Below are 15,659 nucleotides of genomic sequence, written 5' to 3' on the forward strand. Positions count from 1 at the left end.
CGCAGACAGTGTTTGCCTGTCCCTAGCCAAGAGATCACCAATGCCCAACAAGCCTCAGCCGCCCATCGCCCACGCCGACAACGCCGCCGACCCGTACGCCTGGCTGCAGCAGCGCGACACCCCCGAGGTACTCGCCTACCTGCAAGCCGAAAACGCCTACCAGGAAGCCTGCCTGGCCGACCAGGCGCCGCTGCGCGAGCAATTGTTCGAAGAGATCAAGGGCCGCATCCTGGAAACCGACCTGTCGCTGCCGGCACCCTGGGGCCCTTACCTGTATTACACCCGCACCACCGCAGGCGACGAATACCCACGCCACTACCGCTGCCCGCGCCCGGCCGACGACTCGAACACCGTCGATGAAAGCCAGGAGCAGCTGCTGCTCGACCCCAACGCCCTGGCCAATGGCGGCTTCCTGTCGCTGGGGGCGTTCAACGTCAGCCCCGACCACCGCCTGCTGGCCTACAGCCTCGATACCAGCGGCGATGAAATCTACACCCTGTACGTCAAGGACCTGGCCACTGGCAGCATCACCGCCCTGCCCTTCGACGACTGCGACGGCAGCCTGACCTGGGCCAACGACAGCCAGACGCTGTTCTTCGCCGAACTGGACGACACCCACCGGCCTTGGCGGCTGCGCCGCCACACCCTGGGCAGCGACGATGCGCAGACCGTGTTCGAAGAACCAGACGGGCGCTTCTTCCTGCACTGCTACCGCACCAGTTCCGAGTGCCAGCTGGTGCTGCTGCTGAACAGCAAGACCACCAGCGAGGCCTGGGTACTGGACGCCGAAACCCCGCAGGCGCCGTTCACCTGCCTGGCGCCGCGTGTCGAAGGCCATGAGTACTTCCCCGACCATGGCCAGCTCGATGGCGAGTGGCGCTGGTTCATCCGCACCAACCAGGACGGTATCAACTTCGCCCTGTACCACGCCCCGGTCACACCGGTGCCCAGCCGTGAACAATGGCAGGTGCTGGTGGCACACCGCGATGCGATCATGCTCGAAGGCCTCAGCCTGAATGCCGGCGCCCTGACCCTGAGCCTGCGCGAAGGTGGCCTGCCGATCATCGAAGTACGCCCGCAAGGCCTGCCGGCCTACCGCGTGGAACTCCCCGACGCTGCCTACAGCCTGTACGTGCAAGACAGCCTGGAGTTCGCCAGCACGCGCGTACGCCTGCGCTACGAAGCGCTCAACCGCCCAGCCCAGGTGCGCCAGCTGGCGCTGGCCACGGGCGCCCAGGCGGTGCTCAAGGAAACCCCGGTGCTGGGTGCGTTCGATGCCGATGACTATGTGAGCGAGCGCCTGTGGGCAACCGCCGCGGATGGCACCCAGGTGCCGATCAGCCTGGTGCGTCGCCGCCAGGACCTGGGCAAAACCGTGCCGTTGTACCTGTACGGTTACGGCGCCTATGGCGAAAGCCTCGACCCGTGGTTCTCCCATGCCCGCCTGAGCCTGCTGGAACGCGGCGTGGCCTTTGCCATCGCCCACGTGCGCGGCGGCGGCGAACTGGGCGAAGCCTGGTACCGCGCCGGCAAGCAGGAGCACAAGCCCAACACCTTCAGCGACTTCATCGCCTGCGCCGAGCACCTGATTGCCGAGGGCGTGACCACTGCCGAGCGGCTGGCCATCAGCGGCGGTAGCGCCGGCGGCCTGCTGATAGGCGCAGTGCTGAACCTGCGGCCCGAGCTGTTCCGCTGTGCGATTGCCGAAGTGCCGTTTGTCGACGTGCTCAACACCATGCTCGACCCCGAGCTGCCACTGACGGTGACCGAGTACGACGAATGGGGCAACCCGGAGGAGCCGCAGGTGTATGAGCGGATCAAGGCGTATGCGCCCTACGAGAATGTAAAAGCGCAGGCCTACCCGGCGATGCTGGTGGTAGCGGGCTACAACGACAGCCGCGTGCAGTACTGGGAAGCAGCCAAGTGGGTGGCGCGCTTGCGGACGCGCAAGACCGACAACAACCTGCTGCTGCTCAAGACCGAAATGGGGGCTGGGCACGGCGGGATGAGCGGGCGGTACCAGGGTTTGAAGGATGTGGCTCTGGAATATGCGTTCGTGTTTGGCGAATTAGGTATCGCATGAAGGGAGGTTTGAGCACCTGCGCGATACCTGTGGGAGCGGGCAAGCCCGCGAAGCATTCAACGCGGTGCCTGGCACCGGCTACGCCGGTGTTCGCGGGCATGCCCGCTCCCACAAGACCGGCGCAGGCCGCTCATGCTCAATCATCCTGCGCCGCCGGCCTCGGCGGGTCTTGGCGCAACCCCGGCAATGGCTGGTCCTTCGGCGGCCCGGGCACTGGCATTGGCGGCAACAAGGGCGCCCCCGGCTGGCTGTCGTAAGCCTTGGGCGGTGTACTCGGGGTTATCTGCGGGTATGGCGTGGGCGTGGGCGTACCCGGTGCACCAGGCACTGGCGTAGTGAGTCGTGGTGGCGTGCTGGCAGCTTCGGCCATGGGCAGGCCAGCCATCAACAACGCGGTGAGGATCGCGTGAAACATCAGCAACCTCCTGTCGGGAACCTGCTTACAGGCTACGCCTAAATCACCGCTTTCGCCTGTCCGCCTGCCCTGCAAGCGCGCTAGACTCAATGCCATAACCGTCATTTGCCTGATCAGAACAAAGGAAACACCATGAGCTCCACCTCTTCCGCCGCCGCCACCGCGCGCCTCGACCGCATCCTGGCCGATGCCAAGCGTGACAAGGAAATGGGCTACCGCGACAAGGCCCTGAGAATGTACCCGCACGTGTGCGGCCGCTGCGCCCGCGAATTCGCCGGCAAGCGCCTGAGCGAGCTGACCGTGCACCACCGTGACCACAACCACGACAACAACCCGCAGGACGGCTCCAACTGGGAGCTGCTATGCCTGTACTGCCACGACAACGAGCATTCGCGCTACACCGACCAGCAGTACTTCAGCGAAGGCTCCACCAGCACGCCGAGCATCGCCAAGGCCACCCACAACCCGTTCGCCGCGCTGGCGGGCATGTTGAAGAAAGACTGACCATCGATTCGGCCCCCGCTACTACCGGGCAGCCCGTATAATCGCGCTTTTTTCGCGAAGGGCCCCGGTACGTGGCAAACAAACGATACAGCTGCATCGGCCTGTTCAACCCCAAGTCGGCAGAAAACGTCGGCTCGGTGATGCGCGCTGCGGGCTGCTATGGCGTCAATTCGGTGTTCTACACCGGCAAACGCTACGAACGCGCGCGTGACTTCGTCACCGACACCAAGCGCGTGCACTACGACATCCCGCTGATCGGCATCGATGACCTGCAGCGCATCATCCCGCTGGGCTGTACGCCGGTGGCGGTGGAGCTGGTGGAAGGTGCGCGCCCCCTGCCGGACTATACCCACCCGGACCGGGCCATCTACATCTTCGGGCCGGAAGACGGCAGCCTCAGCCCCGAGGTGCGGGCGTGGTGCGAAGAAACCATCTACATCCCCACCGAAGGCTGCATGAACCTGGCGGCGACGGTGAATGTGGTGCTGTATGACCGCTTGGCCAAGGGGCTTAATACCCGCTCGGGGCCCAAGTTCAAATGAAGTTGCCGCTGAGCACCCCGAGTGAACGCGGCTGACACCCTGCTGGTCAGCTGCTTACATTTCACACGGAGGTCTTGCCATGCTCGATATACACTCTGCTGCGTCTTCACAGCACAATGTCCATGGTCTGGAACGGGTCAGCTCGCTGGCTGGCGGCGCGCTGATGGTGAGCAAGGGGCTGCGCCATGGCGGCCTGGTCGGCTTGCTGCAGCTGGTGGTGGGAGGTATTGCAGTGGCACGCGGGGTCAGCGGGCATTGCTCGACCAAGGCGTGGTGGCAGCGGCATCGGCAGGAGTACCACCGCTTGCGTTCGGATATAGAACACAGTGCGGCGGAGCTGGAGGCGTTGAAGGCCAGTGCCAAGGCGGCGACGCAGGGAGTGACGGTGACCGGGAAGGATCCGTTGGCTGACAGCTGATCTTTGTGTCGCCTGTACTGGCCTCTTCGCGGGGCCGATACAGGCGCCAGGGATGTCTAACGCAACGCCTTGCTTTGCAGTACCTCGGACTTGCGGCCCAGCACGTTCTCGCTGATTTGCACGAACTCTTCGGTGCTTACGCTGGGCAGCCGCATCAGCCCGCGCACCACATCGTCCAGCGAACGCTTGGCCTGGGTATGAATGCGGATTTCCTTGTCCAGTGCCTGTAGCAGGATTACCCCGCGGGCTACCTGGGCCGGGCTTGCGCGTTCGCCCTTGAGCTGGGTGACCTTGGCGCCCTGCTTGCTCAGGCGCGCCTGCCAGGCCTGGTAGCGGTCATCGCTGACCCCGCCCGAACGGCGCAGCAACTCGCTGGCGTAGTAGTCGGTCAGGCTTTCCACCAGCCAGTCATTGCCGTCGCGCCCACGGATCTGCGCAAACAGCTGCACCACTTCGCGCAGTAACGGGCTGCTGCCGTTCTCGCTCACCATCGGCCGGGCGCTGTGCAGGTACAGCGAACCCTGCGCGGCCATTGCCCCGCGCCACATGCCGTCACGGGCACCGACCAGCAGCAGCTTTGGCGGGTTGCGCGGGAACACCGCCTGCAGCTGCGGCCAGACGTAGGTCAGCAAGGTCAGGCTGTCCATGCGCCGCATGCCCTGCCCCACCGGCGCGGCCACGGTGACCTCGGTATCGCCCAGGCGGGCACGGCGGCTACCCAGGTCGCCGGCCAGCATCCAGCCAGTCGGGCGGTCGAACAGGCGCGAAACGTTGTCGATGCGAAACTTGTCCTTGCCAATGCGTGGCCAGGAGGTCTCGATACTCTTCCAGCCCTCGGGCAAGTCGAACGCCAGGCGCGCCACCAGCTCGGTGCCATCTTGCTGGTCAAGCCGCGCAGGCGGTACCAGCTGGTCGCCGAGGAACAGCGCCCAGTGCGGGGTGATACGTGAGGAATAGGCACCGCTGGCGAGCTTCTGGTCGAGCTGCACGCGGTAGCTGAGGCTGGTCTTGCCGGCCGCCGGCTGCCACACGCCACGCTGGCCCTTGAGTTGCCATTGGCCATCGGCCTGGAAGCCGCTGAAGGCACCCGCCTTGCCCAGGTCGAAGTCGAGGCTGCGCACAGCACTGCCTTCTGCCAGGGTCAGGCGGACTTCCGCCTGGCCACTGGCGGGCAACAGGCGCACCTGGTAGTCAAGGTCGACCTTTTTCGCCCAGGCTGGCGAACTGGCCATCAGGCCCAACAGCAAGAACAGCTGGCAACGCATACAGAAACTCCTTGTTTCCCCGTGGCAGCGGGCCGCGCCGGTCAGCTGGCGCGGAAGATCAGGTGGTCTTCCCAGTCGTCTTCGTGCACATCCTGCTCCCTGAGCATACGCCCCGACTGGGAAATGCGCTGTTCATGGACCTGCTGGCGATCGCCACAGACAAGATGGTGCCAGGCCGGCAGGTCCTTGCCCTCGCTGACCAGGCGATAACCGCAGGTGCTTGGCAGCCACGTGAACTGGTCGGCCTTGCCCGGGGTGAGCTGGATGCAGTCCGGTACATGCGCGAAGCGGTTGGGATAGTCGCTGCACTGGCAGGTATCCATGTCCAGCAACTTGCAGGCGATACGCGTGTAATAGACGCTGTTGTCGTCTTCATCCTCAAGCTTTTGCAGGCAGCACAGGCCGCAGCCGTCGCACAGCGACTCCCACTCTTGCGGGCTGAGTTGTTCGAGGGTCTTGCGCCGCCAGAACGGCGCGTTTTCAGCGATCATCACACGGTTTCCTGCATTCATCTTGGGGCCACGGCGCGCGGCGGCGCCAGTCTAGAGCCTGGCCTTCGGCAAAGCCAGACCGCTTGTCAGTCGCGACGGGACGCAGTAGCGTGCCGCTTTCCCGTACATTTGCAGGAGCTGTCATGAGCGCACCCCCCCGCATTGCCGATTACGCCATCAACGAACAGTTCATCAACCGCTGGTCGCCACGCGCCTTCACCGCCGAGCCGATCAGCGAAGAAACCCTGCTGAGCTTCCTGGAAGCCGCACGCTGGGCACCGTCGGCGTACAACTCGCAGCCTTGGCGCTTCCTGTATGCCCGCCGCGACACGCCGAACTGGGAGCGCTACCTGAACCTGCTGGTGCCGTTCAACCGCAGCTGGGCGCAACACGCCTCGGCGCTGGTGCTGATCATTTCCAAGACCACCTTTGCCGCCCCGGGCGCCACAGAAGAAAAACCGGCGCTGTGGCACACCTTCGACACAGGTTCCGCCTGGGGCCACCTGGCCCTGCAGGCCAGCATCAGCGGCTGGCATACCCATGGCATGGCCGGATTCGACCAGGACCTGGCGCGTCAGGAACTGAAGGTTCCCGAGGGCTACGTGCTGCATGCCATGGTGGCGATTGGCAAGCTGGGTGACAAGGCCAGCCTGGATGAAGCGCTGCAGTCGCGTGAAGTGCCAAGCCCGCGCAAGCCGCTGAGCGAGCTGGCTGCCGAGGGTGATTTCAGCCTGTAAGGCCTGTGTAGGCTGCACTGGCCTCTTCGCAGCACAAGGCTGCTCCTGCAGGACCTCCATCGCCCTGCAGGAGCAGCCTTGTGCTGCGAAGAGGCCGATACAGGCACTACAAATCAGTAGCCCTTGGCGAAGTCGACTTCCCCACGCAACCCCTGCCCCGCTTCATAAGCCCGCACATTCTCGACAAACAACCGCACCATCGCCGCCGGCGAGGTGGGTGCCGAACTGTGCCCGGTCAGCAACAGCCCCCAGGCGGTCCAGAACGGGTGTTGTTTGGGTAGTGGTTCCTGCCGGCAGACATCAATCACCGCACCGGCCAGATGGCCTTCCTTCAGCGCTTCGACCAGGTCGGCATCGACCACCGCCACGCCACGCCCGGCATTGATGAACAACGCCGTGGGCAGGAAGCACTTGAACAGTGCCGCGTCATACAGGTCATGGGTAGCCGGGGTGTCCGGCAGCAGGTTGATCACGTAGTCGACCTGGCCAACCATGCGCGGCAAGTCGGCCAGGGCCGCCACCTCGACGAACGGTGCCTGTTCCCGGGCGGTGCTGGCCACACCGTACAGCACCACACCAAACGGTTGCAGGAACTCGGCCACACGCTGGCCAATGTCGCCGGTGCCGACAATCAGCACCTTGCGCCCTTCCAGCGTGCGCCCCGGGCGGTCATCCCAGCGCCGCTCGACCTGGCTGACCAGGCGCGACAGCACCTCGCGCTCATGGCCGAGCATGTAGGTAAGCATGTACTCGGCCATCACCTGGCCGAAGATGCCCACCGCACGGGTCAGGCGATAGTCACGCGGCAGGCCGTCGGCCAGCAACGGCGTGATACCGGCCCACGTCGATTGCATCCACTGCGGCTTGAGGCCCTGGCGCAGCAAGCTTGCCAGCAGGTCCGGCTGGCCCAGCCACACCGTGCACTGCGATGCCTGCTGCGCCAGTTCGGCGGAGTCACCGCTGGTCAGGATTTCCACTTCAGGCGCTGCTTCACGCAATAGCCCGGCGTATCGAGCATGCTCATGCTCAGCAATCAGTACACGCATGGTCAGACCGGGTCGTTACGGCGCAGCAGCTCTTCGGGCAGGTGCTCGATGTACTCATCTTCCAGCGGCGGCATCTGCAGGTGGTAGCCCTGGTTGTCGAGGTTCTCCAGTACCTTGGTGATGTCCTCGCGGGCCAGCTTGCGCTCGGGGCTGAGCACCAGGTCAAACGCGTGCATGGGGGTACCAAAGGCCGGCAGCAGGCCTTCGGGCACGCGCTCCAGGCCGTCCGCCTTGAGCACGTAGAGGTACATTTCGTTCTTGCGGGGGCTCTTGTAGATCGAGCAAATGCGTTTCATCGGGTCTCTCCGGCACCTGCGAGGTTGTCCAGCAGGGCCTGGCCCATGCGCTCACGGCGCCAGCCGCGCAGCGAATCGGGCAGTTGATATGGGCCGTTGGGGTAGCCGCTCTTGAGCAGCGCCTCCAGGGCTTTCTTGCGCAGCATCAGCTCGGGGGTAATCCCCAGGCGCTCGCCTTCGGCCTGGCCGATGGCACGCAGCTGCTTGAGGATGCCGGCGGCCTCGATCGGCAATGGCTCGGGCAAGGGCGCTGGCCACTGCTCCGCTGGCAGACTACCGGCGCGCTTGATCAGCTGGATGAGGAACTCACCGTCCTGACGAATGGTGCGCGGGTGCATCTCGTCGATCTTGGCCAGCGCCGACAGGTTGCTTGGCTGGCTCTTGGCCATGGGCCACAACGAGTGTTCCTTGAGGATGCGGTTACGCGGCACATCGCGGTTGCGGGCTTCGCGCTCGCGCCAGGCGCACAGTTCACGCAGCACCGCCAGTTGCTGGGGGGCCAGCTTCCAGGCGAGCTTGACGTCGCGGTACAGGCTTTCGGGCTCGACTTCACGACGCAATGCGGCCACCAGTTCGGCACCGTCCTCCAGCACCCAGGCGTACTTGTCGTCGGACAAGCGCGGGCGCAGCGCGGTGAACAGCTCGGCCAGGTGCACGGCATCCTCGGCAGCGTAGCTGACCTGGGTTTCCGAGAGCGGGCGCTGCAGCCAGTCGGAACGGGTCTCCCCCTTGGGCAGCTCGATACCCAGCACCTCTTGCACCAGGCGCGAATAACCCATGCTGAAGCCCAGGTTCAGGTAACCGGCAGCCAGCTGGGTGTCGAACAGCGGCTGCGGCAGCTTGCCGGTCAGGCGCAGCAGCACTTCAAGGTCTTCGCTGCAGGCGTGCAGCACCTTGACCACGCCACTGTCTTCCAGCAGGTCGGCCAAGGGCTGCCAGTTGCCGATCAACAGCGGGTCGATCAGGAAGGCCCGCTGGCCGTCACCGATCTGAATCAGCCCGGCTTTCGGGTAAAAGGTGTCGACCCGCATGAATTCGGTGTCGACGGCGACGAAGGGCAGTTGGTGCCAGTCGCGGCAGTGTTCGGCCAGGCTCTGGTCGTCACGGATCCAGTGAATTTCGATGGCCACGAGGCTCTCCCACTAACATTGGCGCGCAGTATATACGGCGCGGGCACTGCTGGTGAAACCTGCGCCATCCCTGGAGTAGATAAACGGCGCTGCAAACCGGCCCGTTTTTGTAGGAGCAGCCTTGTGCTGCGAAAGGGCCGGTGCAGGCATTCTGGTAATGGGCTGGCTGTACCGGCCTCTTCGCAGCACAAGGCTGCTCCTACCGGGGGAGGTACAGTCATGCATTCAGCGCTTGGCCGCCAGCCAAGGCCGGCAGCTGGCGAACATGTCCAGCGACTGCTGGTAGAGCTCGGTGTGCACCTGTAACAGGCCGAGCATGGAGTGGAACAGGTTGTCCTGCGACAGCGGGGCATCGCTGAGCTTGGCCAGGCAGTCGGTGTCGAGGCCGAAGTCTTCCTTGTAGCTGTCGGAGAACCAGGTCAGCAGCGGCACGTGCTTCTGCTGCTCTGGGGCAATGGCGTAAGGCGTGCCGTGCAGGAACAGGTTGTACTCGCCCAGCGACTCGCCATGGTCGGACAGGTAGATCATGGCCGTATCGACTTTGTCCTGTTTGCTGCGCAAGCTGTCGATCAGCGACGCCAGCACCTTGTCGGTGTAGGCCAGGGTGTTGTCGTAGCCGTTGATGATTTCCTGCTCGCTGCACTGGTTCAGCGCGTTGCTCTGGCACACCGGCGTGAAGCGCTCGCCGCCATTGGGGTAGCGCTTGAAGTATTCCGGGCCGTGGCTGCCCATCTGGTGCAGCACCAGCACGGTATCCTTGTCGAGGTTGTCGATCAGCTCGTCCAGGCCTTGCAGCAGGATCTGGTCATGGCATTCGCCATTGGCGCACAGCTGGGGGTCCTTGAGGTTGCTGACATCAATGAACTGCACACGGTTGCAGGTACCCTTGCAGCCTGACTGGTTGTCACGCCATTGTACGGCCAGGCCGGCACGCTGAAGGATGTCCAGCAGCCCTTCGCGGTTCTTCGCCACGCGGGCGTCGTAATCCTTGCGTTTCATGCCCGAGAACATGCACGGCACCGAGACTGCCGTTTCCGTACCGCACGAGTGCACGTCGGAAAACGCCAACAGGCCCTGTTCCCTGGCCAGGTTCGGCGTGGTATCGCGGTCATAGCCCAGTACGCCGAAATGGTCTGCCCGGGCACTTTCACCAACCACCAGCACTGTCAGCGACTTGCGCTCATGTTTTTGCCAGGCGGCATCACGCTTGGCATCTTCGCCATAGTGCTGGAACGGGCGCGAAGCAGTACCGACTCGCTCGCTGACATAACCAATGGAGGCCCCGACGATATTGCTCGGGGTGAGCATCAGGCGCAGTTCGTGGTGGTTGCGAAACAGCGACGACAAGCCTTGATAGTTGACCAGCGCTACCGAGCCAAGGGCCACGACACAGGCACCACTGACCACCAGCTTGCCCAGCAGCTCACGGTGCCAGGGGCGGTAGGTGACAGGCGCTTTCCACAGCAGCACCGAAGGCAATACGCCCAGCAGCAGGATATAGGCAGCAAACTTCAGCGACATCAAGTCGCGCACTTCTGCAACATTGGTCTCAGCCATATTGCGGAACATGCCGGCATCAATAAGTACACCGTACTGGTTCATGAAGTAAGCCACACCGGCTCCACTCATGAACAACACGATAAGTAACGGCTTCAATATATAGCGGAAGGCGAACAAGGTGAGGATCAGATTGAAGGCAAACAACATCAGCACGGCAAATGCCAAGCTCAGCCACAGCCCCGACAGGCCGGCGGGCACGACCTCTTGCAGATGCTCCCAAAGGAACATGTTCAAGCCAATCAGCAGGTAAAGGCTGGCCAGCAGCGTGACCCATTCAGTCCGCATGGATTTGAAGTTGAGCATCAGCGTTCGCAATCAAGAGTAATTATCAACTCCCAGGCCGCATGGCACGGTGGGAAAGTTGGGCGAACTCTAGAAAGCGCGTCATCAATTTTTCGTGAAAAAGACGGTAACAATTTAGTGAAGCTGCGTCTTTTATCAATTACCTGACAGCGGTTCAGCTGGCATTCAGCCTGGCAGCCGTCACAAGCCTGCGCAAACGCGGCTATCCTCAGTGGTCAGGACCTTACCGACAACCCTGACAGAGGTGAAGAAATGCCAGTTCCGCATGATCTGCTCGCTGACCTGCACGTTACCGCTGATGCATTCCAGGCGCTCATAGACAAGGACCAGACGCTGCACACGCTGCACAAGGAATACAACGCCAAGGACAAGGAGGTGGTCGCCGCCGAAGGCAACGGTACCAACGACGACGCCGTCAACCGGCTGCGCAAGGAACGGTTGCTGATCAAGGACAAGATCGAACGGATCATCCATCCGCCCAAATCCTGACAAAAATTCATCAAACCTGCAGGCCTCTTCGCGGGCTCGCCCGCGAAGAGGCCTGCCGCCCTTACACTGCAGCCAGCGCTTTCAGTGCACCATCCAGGTCCTCGATCAGGTCGCGGTAATCCTCGATCCCCACCGACAGCCGCAGCAGGTTCTCGCTGATCCCCATCACCCCTTTCTGCTCCGGGCTCAGCGAGCAGTGCGACATGGTCCACGAGTGGTTGATCATGCTCTCCACCCCGCCCAGCGAGTCAGCCAGCACAAAAATCTGCAGCGCTTCCACCAGGCGGTTGAGCGCGGCCCGATCACCCTTGACCTTCATCGCCACCACCGCCCCGCCACTGCGCATCTGGCGTTTGCACAGTTCATGCTGGGGGTGGCTTTCCAGCCCCGGGTAATACACCTGCTCGATCTGCGCATGCCCTTCGAGGAAACGTGCCACCTGCAGGGCGTTGCTGCATTGGCGTTCCATGCGCACATCCAGGGTCTTCAGGCCGCGCAGGGCGAGGTAGCAGTCGAACGGCCCCTGCACCGCACCAATCGCCATGCTGATGCGGCGCAGGCGCGCCAGCAGCGCATCATTGGCCGCCACTACCACGCCACCGGTCAGGTCGGAGTGGCCGCCGATGTACTTGCTGGCCGAGTGCATCACCAGGTCCACGCCCAAGGTGATCGGACGCTGGTTCCACGGTGAGCAGAAGGTATTGTCGATGCAGGTGAGAATCCCCCGCGCCCTGGCAAGGTCGCACACTGCCTTGATGTCGACCAGGTGCAGCAACGGGTTGGTCGGCGACTCGATCCAGATCAGCTGGGTTTCTGGCTTGATGGCGGCAGCCACGGCCTCAAGGTCGTTGAGGTCGACATAGGTGGTGGTCAGGCCCGAGGTGCGGCTGCGGTAGTCTTCCAGGATGCGGAAGGTGCCGCCATACACGCCGTTCATCACTACCACATGGGAGTCCTTGGGCAGTAGCTCCAGCACCGTCGCAGTGGCATTCACCCCCGAGGCACAGGCCACCGCGCCCACGCCTTCCTCCAGGGCGGCGACACAGGTTTCGTAGGCATGCCGGGTGGGGTTGCCGACCCGGCTGTAGGAGTACTCCGGCTTGTCGTCCAGGCTGCGCTTGGTGAACGAGCTGGCGGTGACGATGGCCGGGAAGATGGCGTTTTCGGCGACGCTGAACTGCTCGCCGGCGTGAATGGTACGGGTGGCGAAATTGCGCGGCTTGTCGGACATGGTCAGGCCCATTGGCAGAGTGAAGGCTGCAACTATCGCACAACCCAAATCTTCTGGCCTTGGGGTAATCTGTGAAAAATTTTTCTACACGGCCCGCGCGCGATATGGACAGTTTCGACCAGCACATTCTTACCCTGCTTCAGCGCGATGCCTCGATCTCGCTCAAGGACCTGGCCGAGGCCGTCAACCTGTCCACCACGCCGTGCTGGAAGCGGGTCAAGCGCCTGGAAGAAGAAGGCTACATACTTGGCCGTGTCGCCCTGCTGGACCCCGAGCGGCTAGGGCTGGGGCTGACGGTGTTCGTCCAGCTCAAGACCCAGCGCCACGACAGCGCCTGGCTGGAGCAGTTTGCCGCGACTGTGACCGGGTTCGAGGAAGTGATGGAGTTTTACCGCATGTCGGGGGATTGGGACTACATGCTGCGGGTGGTGGTGGGGGATATTGCGGCGTATGACCGGTTCTACAAAAAGCTGATTACCCGTACCGATGGGCTGTCGAACATCACATCCAGTTTTGCCATGGAGCAGATGAAGTACACCACGGCCTACCCGGTGCATCGGTGATCAAGGACTGCTTTACAGCCCATTCGCGGCACAAGGCCGCTCCTACAGGGGAATGCGATCACCTGTAGGAGCGGCCTTGTGCCGCGAAGAGGCCAGCTCAGGCAACCGGTCAATCCGAAGCCAACACCGCGGCAATGCGGTTCCCCGCCTTGGCTTTCTCGACCTTGATGGCCACAAATTTCGAGGTCGGGGTGTAGGTCCCCTCGCCATAACTTTCCAGCGGCACCAGTGGGTTGGTCTCCGGGTAATACGCCGCTGCCTGCCCCTCAGGCACGTCATACGCCACCAGTCGGAACCCCGACACCCGCCGCTCCACGCCATCCTCCCACATCGACACCAGGTCCACCTGCTCACCCGGCTCGAAGCCCAGGCGGCGGATGTCGGCCTCGTTGACGAACACCACTTCACGCAGGCCGAACACCCCGCGGTAGCGGTCATCCAGGCCATACAGGGTGGTGTTGTACTGGTCATGCGAGCGCAGCGTCTGCAGGATCAGGTCGGGCTTGTCACCCCGCGCCAGCACCTTGGCGTTGACCAACTCTTCCGGCAGTGCGTGGGGCATGAAGCGGGCCTTGCCCGTGGCCGTGCGGAATTTGCGATCGGCGGCATTGTTGCCCAGGTGGAAACCGCCCGGGCTATGCAGGCGTTGGTTGAAGCCGGTGAAACCCGGGATCACGTCGGCGATCATGTCACGAATGCGGTTGTAGTCGGCCACCGCATACTCCCAGTCGATCGGCTGATTGCCCAGCGTGGCCTTGGCCATGCCGGCGACGATCCACGGTTCGGAGCGCATGTGCGGCGAACGCGGGCGCAACTGGCCGTTGGAGATGTGCACCATGCTGAAGGTGTCCTCCACGGTCACCCCTTGCGGCCCTTCGGCCTGCAGGTCGATTTCGGTACGGCCCAGGCACGGCAAAATCAACGCATCGCGGCCTGTCACCAGGTGCGAGCGGTTGAGCTTGGTGGAAATCTGCACGGTCAACGCGCAGTTCTGCAGGGCCGCGTGGGTGCGCGGGGTGTCCGGGGTGGCTTGGGCGAAGTTGCCGCCCAAGGCGATGAACACCTTGGCCCGGCCCTCTTCCATGGCCTTGATCGCCAGCACCGCGTTGTGCCCGTGGGCCCGCGGCACGCGGAACTGGAAGCGTTTTTCGATGGCGTCGAGCAGCGCCGCCTTGGGCTTCTCGTCGATGCCCATGGTGCGGTCCCCCTGCACGTTGCTGTGGCCGCGCACCGGCGACAGGCCGGCGCCGGGCTTGCCGACGTTGCCGCGCAGCAGCTGCAGGTTGACGATTTCCTGCACGGTCGGCACCGAATGGCGGTGCTGGGTGACGCCCATGGCCCAGCACATGATCACCCGCTCGGCCTTGCGGTACATGCGTGCGGCCAGCTCGATCTCGGCCAGGGTCAGGCCCGACTGTTTGACGATGTGCTCCCAAGAGGTGGCGTCCACCGCTGCCAGGTAGTCATCGACGCCGCTGGTGTGCTCGGCGATGAAAGCATGGTCGAACACCGCCGGCTCGCCCTTGGCCTGGGCTTCGCGCTCCCACTGCAAGAGGAATTTGGCAATGCCACGCATGGCCGCCATGTCACCGCCCAAGGCCGGGCGGAAGTAGGCGCTGGACGTCGGCTCGGAGCCGTTGCTGAGCATTTCGAACGGGTGCTGCGGGTGCTGGAAGCGCTCCAGGCCACGCTCCTTCAGCGGGTTGAAGCACACCACCTGGGCCCCGCGCTTGACCGCCTCACGCAGCGGTTCGAGCATGCGTGGGTGGTTGGTGCCGGGGTTCTGGCCGATGACAAAGATGGCGTCGGCCAGCTCCAGGTCGTGAAACACCACGGTGCCCTTGCCCACCCCGAGGGTTTCCGACATGCCGGCGCCGCTGGCTTCGTGGCACATGTTCGAGCAATCGGGGAAGTTGTTGGTGCCGTAAGCGCGCACGAACAGCTGGTACAGGAACGCCGCCTCGTTGCTGGCCCGGCCCGAGGTGTAGAACTCGGCCTCATCGGGCGACTGCAGCGCACGCAGGTGCGTGGCGACCAGCTCGAAGGCCTCCTGCCAGGTGGTTTCGACATAGTGATCGGTGGCAGCGTCGTAGCGCATCGGGTGCGTGAGGCGGCCCTGGTATTCGAGCCAGTAGTCGGTCTGGTCCTTCAGCGCGCTGACGCTGTATTTGGCGAAGAAGGCCGGGTCGACCGAGCGGCCGGTGGCTTCCCAGTTAACCGCCTTGGCGCCGTTTTCGCAGAACTTGACCATATCGCTCTCCGGAGACTCGCCCCAGGCACAGCCGGGGCAGTCGAAGCCGCCGTTCTGGTTGGTCTTGAGCATGGCCCGCAGGTTCTTGAAGGCATTTTCGCTGCCCAGCCAGCTTTTGGTAACGCTCTTGAGCGCCCCCCAGCCAGCGGCGGCGCCCTTGTAGTCCCTGATGTGTTCGTCCTGGCTCATGCGATGAATCCTCACGCTTCGATGCTTTTTTCCAGCCTATTGAGCGTGAGGCAGGGGCGTCCAATCGAAAGATCTTACGGTGTGATAAGCGGTTTCGATCATGGGCCGGGAATGTGCTTGCCGCCATGATAGAGGCCGTCGATCAA

At 63.5% G+C, this 15,659-nt stretch carries 16 protein-coding genes; 7 read left to right on the plus strand and 9 right to left on the minus strand.

Annotated elements, in window-relative coordinates:
* Window positions 1-40 precede the first annotated feature (40 nt).
* Complete coding sequence (locus SB765_RS23590) at window positions 41-2,083, plus strand: S9 family peptidase (protein WP_410932025.1); 2,043 nt, start codon at window positions 41-43, stop codon at window positions 2,081-2,083.
* A 136-nt stretch (window positions 2,084-2,219) separates the two neighbouring features.
* On the opposite strand, the gene SB765_RS23595 is transcribed toward SB765_RS23590, so the two are convergent.
* Window positions 2,220-2,498 carry a hypothetical protein gene (locus SB765_RS23595; protein WP_084738417.1) on the minus strand — a complete coding sequence of 93 codons (279 nt, stop codon included), beginning with the start codon at window positions 2,496-2,498 and terminating at the stop codon, window positions 2,220-2,222.
* Between the two features lie 132 nt (window positions 2,499-2,630).
* Between SB765_RS23595 and SB765_RS23600 the strand changes: the two genes are divergently transcribed.
* The 3 genes from SB765_RS23600 to SB765_RS23610 all read left to right on the plus strand — a co-directional run bounded on the left by SB765_RS23600 (window position 2,631) and on the right by SB765_RS23610 (window position 3,962).
* Window positions 2,631-3,002, plus strand: coding sequence for a YajD family HNH nuclease (locus SB765_RS23600; RefSeq protein ID WP_016488597.1), 372 nt, complete (start codon window positions 2,631-2,633; stop codon window positions 3,000-3,002).
* 71 nt (window positions 3,003-3,073) lie between these two features.
* Complete coding sequence (locus tag SB765_RS23605) at window positions 3,074-3,544, plus strand: RNA methyltransferase (RefSeq protein ID WP_016498381.1); 471 nt, start codon at window positions 3,074-3,076, stop codon at window positions 3,542-3,544.
* Between the two features lie 79 nt (window positions 3,545-3,623).
* Window positions 3,624-3,962, plus strand: a complete 339-nt coding sequence (locus SB765_RS23610; protein WP_341796528.1) for a DUF2892 domain-containing protein — start codon at window positions 3,624-3,626, stop codon at window positions 3,960-3,962.
* Window positions 3,963-4,018: 56 nt separating this feature from the next.
* On the opposite strand, the gene SB765_RS23615 is transcribed toward SB765_RS23610, so the two are convergent.
* Together SB765_RS23615 and SB765_RS23620 are read right to left on the minus strand one after the other, a co-directional pair.
* A complete protein-coding gene (locus tag SB765_RS23615; protein WP_394207467.1) occupies window positions 4,019-5,227 on the minus strand; it encodes a hypothetical protein in 1,209 nt (402 codons plus the stop codon).
* Between the two features lie 41 nt (window positions 5,228-5,268).
* Window positions 5,269-5,718, minus strand: coding sequence for a YcgN family cysteine cluster protein (locus tag SB765_RS23620; protein ID WP_016498373.1), 450 nt, complete (start codon window positions 5,716-5,718; stop codon window positions 5,269-5,271).
* A gap of 143 nt (window positions 5,719-5,861) precedes the next feature.
* Between SB765_RS23620 and SB765_RS23625 the strand changes: the two genes are divergently transcribed.
* Window positions 5,862-6,455 carry a nitroreductase family protein gene (locus SB765_RS23625; RefSeq protein ID WP_410932026.1) on the plus strand — a complete coding sequence of 198 codons (594 nt, stop codon included), beginning with the start codon at window positions 5,862-5,864 and terminating at the stop codon, window positions 6,453-6,455.
* A 113-nt stretch (window positions 6,456-6,568) separates the two neighbouring features.
* Here the strand turns inward: SB765_RS23625 and SB765_RS23630 are convergent, their stop codons facing one another.
* The 4 genes from SB765_RS23630 to SB765_RS23645 form a co-directional block, all read right to left on the minus strand.
* Window positions 6,569-7,501, minus strand: a complete 933-nt coding sequence (locus tag SB765_RS23630; protein WP_234229528.1) for a D-2-hydroxyacid dehydrogenase — start codon at window positions 7,499-7,501, stop codon at window positions 6,569-6,571.
* A gap of 2 nt (window positions 7,502-7,503) precedes the next feature.
* On the minus strand, window positions 7,504-7,797 hold the full coding sequence (locus tag SB765_RS23635; RefSeq protein ID WP_016488604.1) for a YcgL domain-containing protein: 294 nt from the start codon (window positions 7,795-7,797) through the stop codon (window positions 7,504-7,506).
* The gene (gene rnd / locus SB765_RS23640) at window positions 7,794-8,927 is read right to left on the minus strand and encodes a ribonuclease D (RefSeq protein WP_341796530.1); all 1,134 of its coding nucleotides are present in this window, start codon (window positions 8,925-8,927) and stop codon (window positions 7,794-7,796) included. The genes SB765_RS23635 and rnd overlap by 4 nt, the downstream gene beginning before the upstream one ends.
* A gap of 225 nt (window positions 8,928-9,152) precedes the next feature.
* A complete protein-coding gene (locus SB765_RS23645; protein WP_410932027.1) occupies window positions 9,153-10,790 on the minus strand; it encodes a phosphoethanolamine transferase in 1,638 nt (545 codons plus the stop codon).
* A 252-nt stretch (window positions 10,791-11,042) separates the two neighbouring features.
* Between SB765_RS23645 and SB765_RS23650 the strand changes: the two genes are divergently transcribed.
* Window positions 11,043-11,279: a YdcH family protein gene (locus SB765_RS23650; RefSeq protein WP_019470635.1), complete on the plus strand. Its 237-nt coding sequence runs from the start codon at window positions 11,043-11,045 to the stop codon at window positions 11,277-11,279.
* 61 nt (window positions 11,280-11,340) lie between these two features.
* On the opposite strand, the gene SB765_RS23655 is transcribed toward SB765_RS23650, so the two are convergent.
* Window positions 11,341-12,522, minus strand: coding sequence for a trans-sulfuration enzyme family protein (locus SB765_RS23655; protein ID WP_410932028.1), 1,182 nt, complete (start codon window positions 12,520-12,522; stop codon window positions 11,341-11,343).
* A 92-nt stretch (window positions 12,523-12,614) separates the two neighbouring features.
* On the opposite strand from SB765_RS23655, the gene SB765_RS23660 reads away from it, so the two are divergent.
* On the plus strand, window positions 12,615-13,073 hold the full coding sequence (locus SB765_RS23660) for an Lrp/AsnC family transcriptional regulator (protein ID WP_049276903.1): 459 nt from the start codon (window positions 12,615-12,617) through the stop codon (window positions 13,071-13,073).
* 109 nt (window positions 13,074-13,182) lie between these two features.
* Here SB765_RS23660 and SB765_RS23665 read toward each other — a convergent pair whose 3' ends face one another.
* Entirely contained in the window at window positions 13,183-15,513 is a 2,331-nt protein-coding gene (locus SB765_RS23665) for an FdhF/YdeP family oxidoreductase (RefSeq protein WP_410932029.1), read from the minus strand.
* Between the last annotated feature and the right edge of the window lie 146 nt (window positions 15,514-15,659).

The sequence above is a fragment of the Pseudomonas sp. SIMBA_067 genome (genome assembly GCF_046534675.1).
Classification (GTDB): Bacteria; Pseudomonadota; Gammaproteobacteria; order Pseudomonadales; family Pseudomonadaceae; genus Aquipseudomonas; species Aquipseudomonas putida.

What these genes read in the sequence shown, in the direction of transcription:
- SB765_RS23595 (WP_084738417.1), bottom strand. Translation starts at nt 2,498, where the DNA reads ATGTTTCACGCGATCCTCACCGCGTTGTTGATGGCTGGCCTGCCCATG.
- SB765_RS23620 (WP_016498373.1), bottom strand. Translation starts at nt 5,718, where the DNA reads ATGATCGCTGAAAACGCGCCGTTCTGGCGGCGCAAGACCCTCGAACAA.
- SB765_RS23645 (WP_410932027.1), bottom strand. Translation starts at nt 10,790, where the DNA reads ATGCTCAACTTCAAATCCATGCGGACTGAATGGGTCACGCTGCTGGCC.
- SB765_RS23590 (WP_410932025.1), top strand. Translation starts at nt 41, where the DNA reads ATGCCCAACAAGCCTCAGCCGCCCATCGCCCACGCCGACAACGCCGCC.
- SB765_RS23650 (WP_019470635.1), top strand. Translation starts at nt 11,043, where the DNA reads ATGCCAGTTCCGCATGATCTGCTCGCTGACCTGCACGTTACCGCTGAT.
- SB765_RS23610 (WP_341796528.1), top strand. Translation starts at nt 3,624, where the DNA reads ATGCTCGATATACACTCTGCTGCGTCTTCACAGCACAATGTCCATGGT.
- SB765_RS23600 (WP_016488597.1), top strand. Translation starts at nt 2,631, where the DNA reads ATGAGCTCCACCTCTTCCGCCGCCGCCACCGCGCGCCTCGACCGCATC.
- SB765_RS23665 (WP_410932029.1), bottom strand. Translation starts at nt 15,513, where the DNA reads ATGAGCCAGGACGAACACATCAGGGACTACAAGGGCGCCGCCGCTGGC.
- SB765_RS23655 (WP_410932028.1), bottom strand. Translation starts at nt 12,522, where the DNA reads ATGGGCCTGACCATGTCCGACAAGCCGCGCAATTTCGCCACCCGTACC.
- SB765_RS23660 (WP_049276903.1), top strand. Translation starts at nt 12,615, where the DNA reads ATGGACAGTTTCGACCAGCACATTCTTACCCTGCTTCAGCGCGATGCC.
- SB765_RS23635 (WP_016488604.1), bottom strand. Translation starts at nt 7,797, where the DNA reads ATGAAACGCATTTGCTCGATCTACAAGAGCCCCCGCAAGAACGAAATG.
- SB765_RS23615 (WP_394207467.1), bottom strand. Translation starts at nt 5,227, where the DNA reads ATGCGTTGCCAGCTGTTCTTGCTGTTGGGCCTGATGGCCAGTTCGCCA.
- SB765_RS23630 (WP_234229528.1), bottom strand. Translation starts at nt 7,501, where the DNA reads ATGCGTGTACTGATTGCTGAGCATGAGCATGCTCGATACGCCGGGCTA.
- SB765_RS23625 (WP_410932026.1), top strand. Translation starts at nt 5,862, where the DNA reads ATGAGCGCACCCCCCCGCATTGCCGATTACGCCATCAACGAACAGTTC.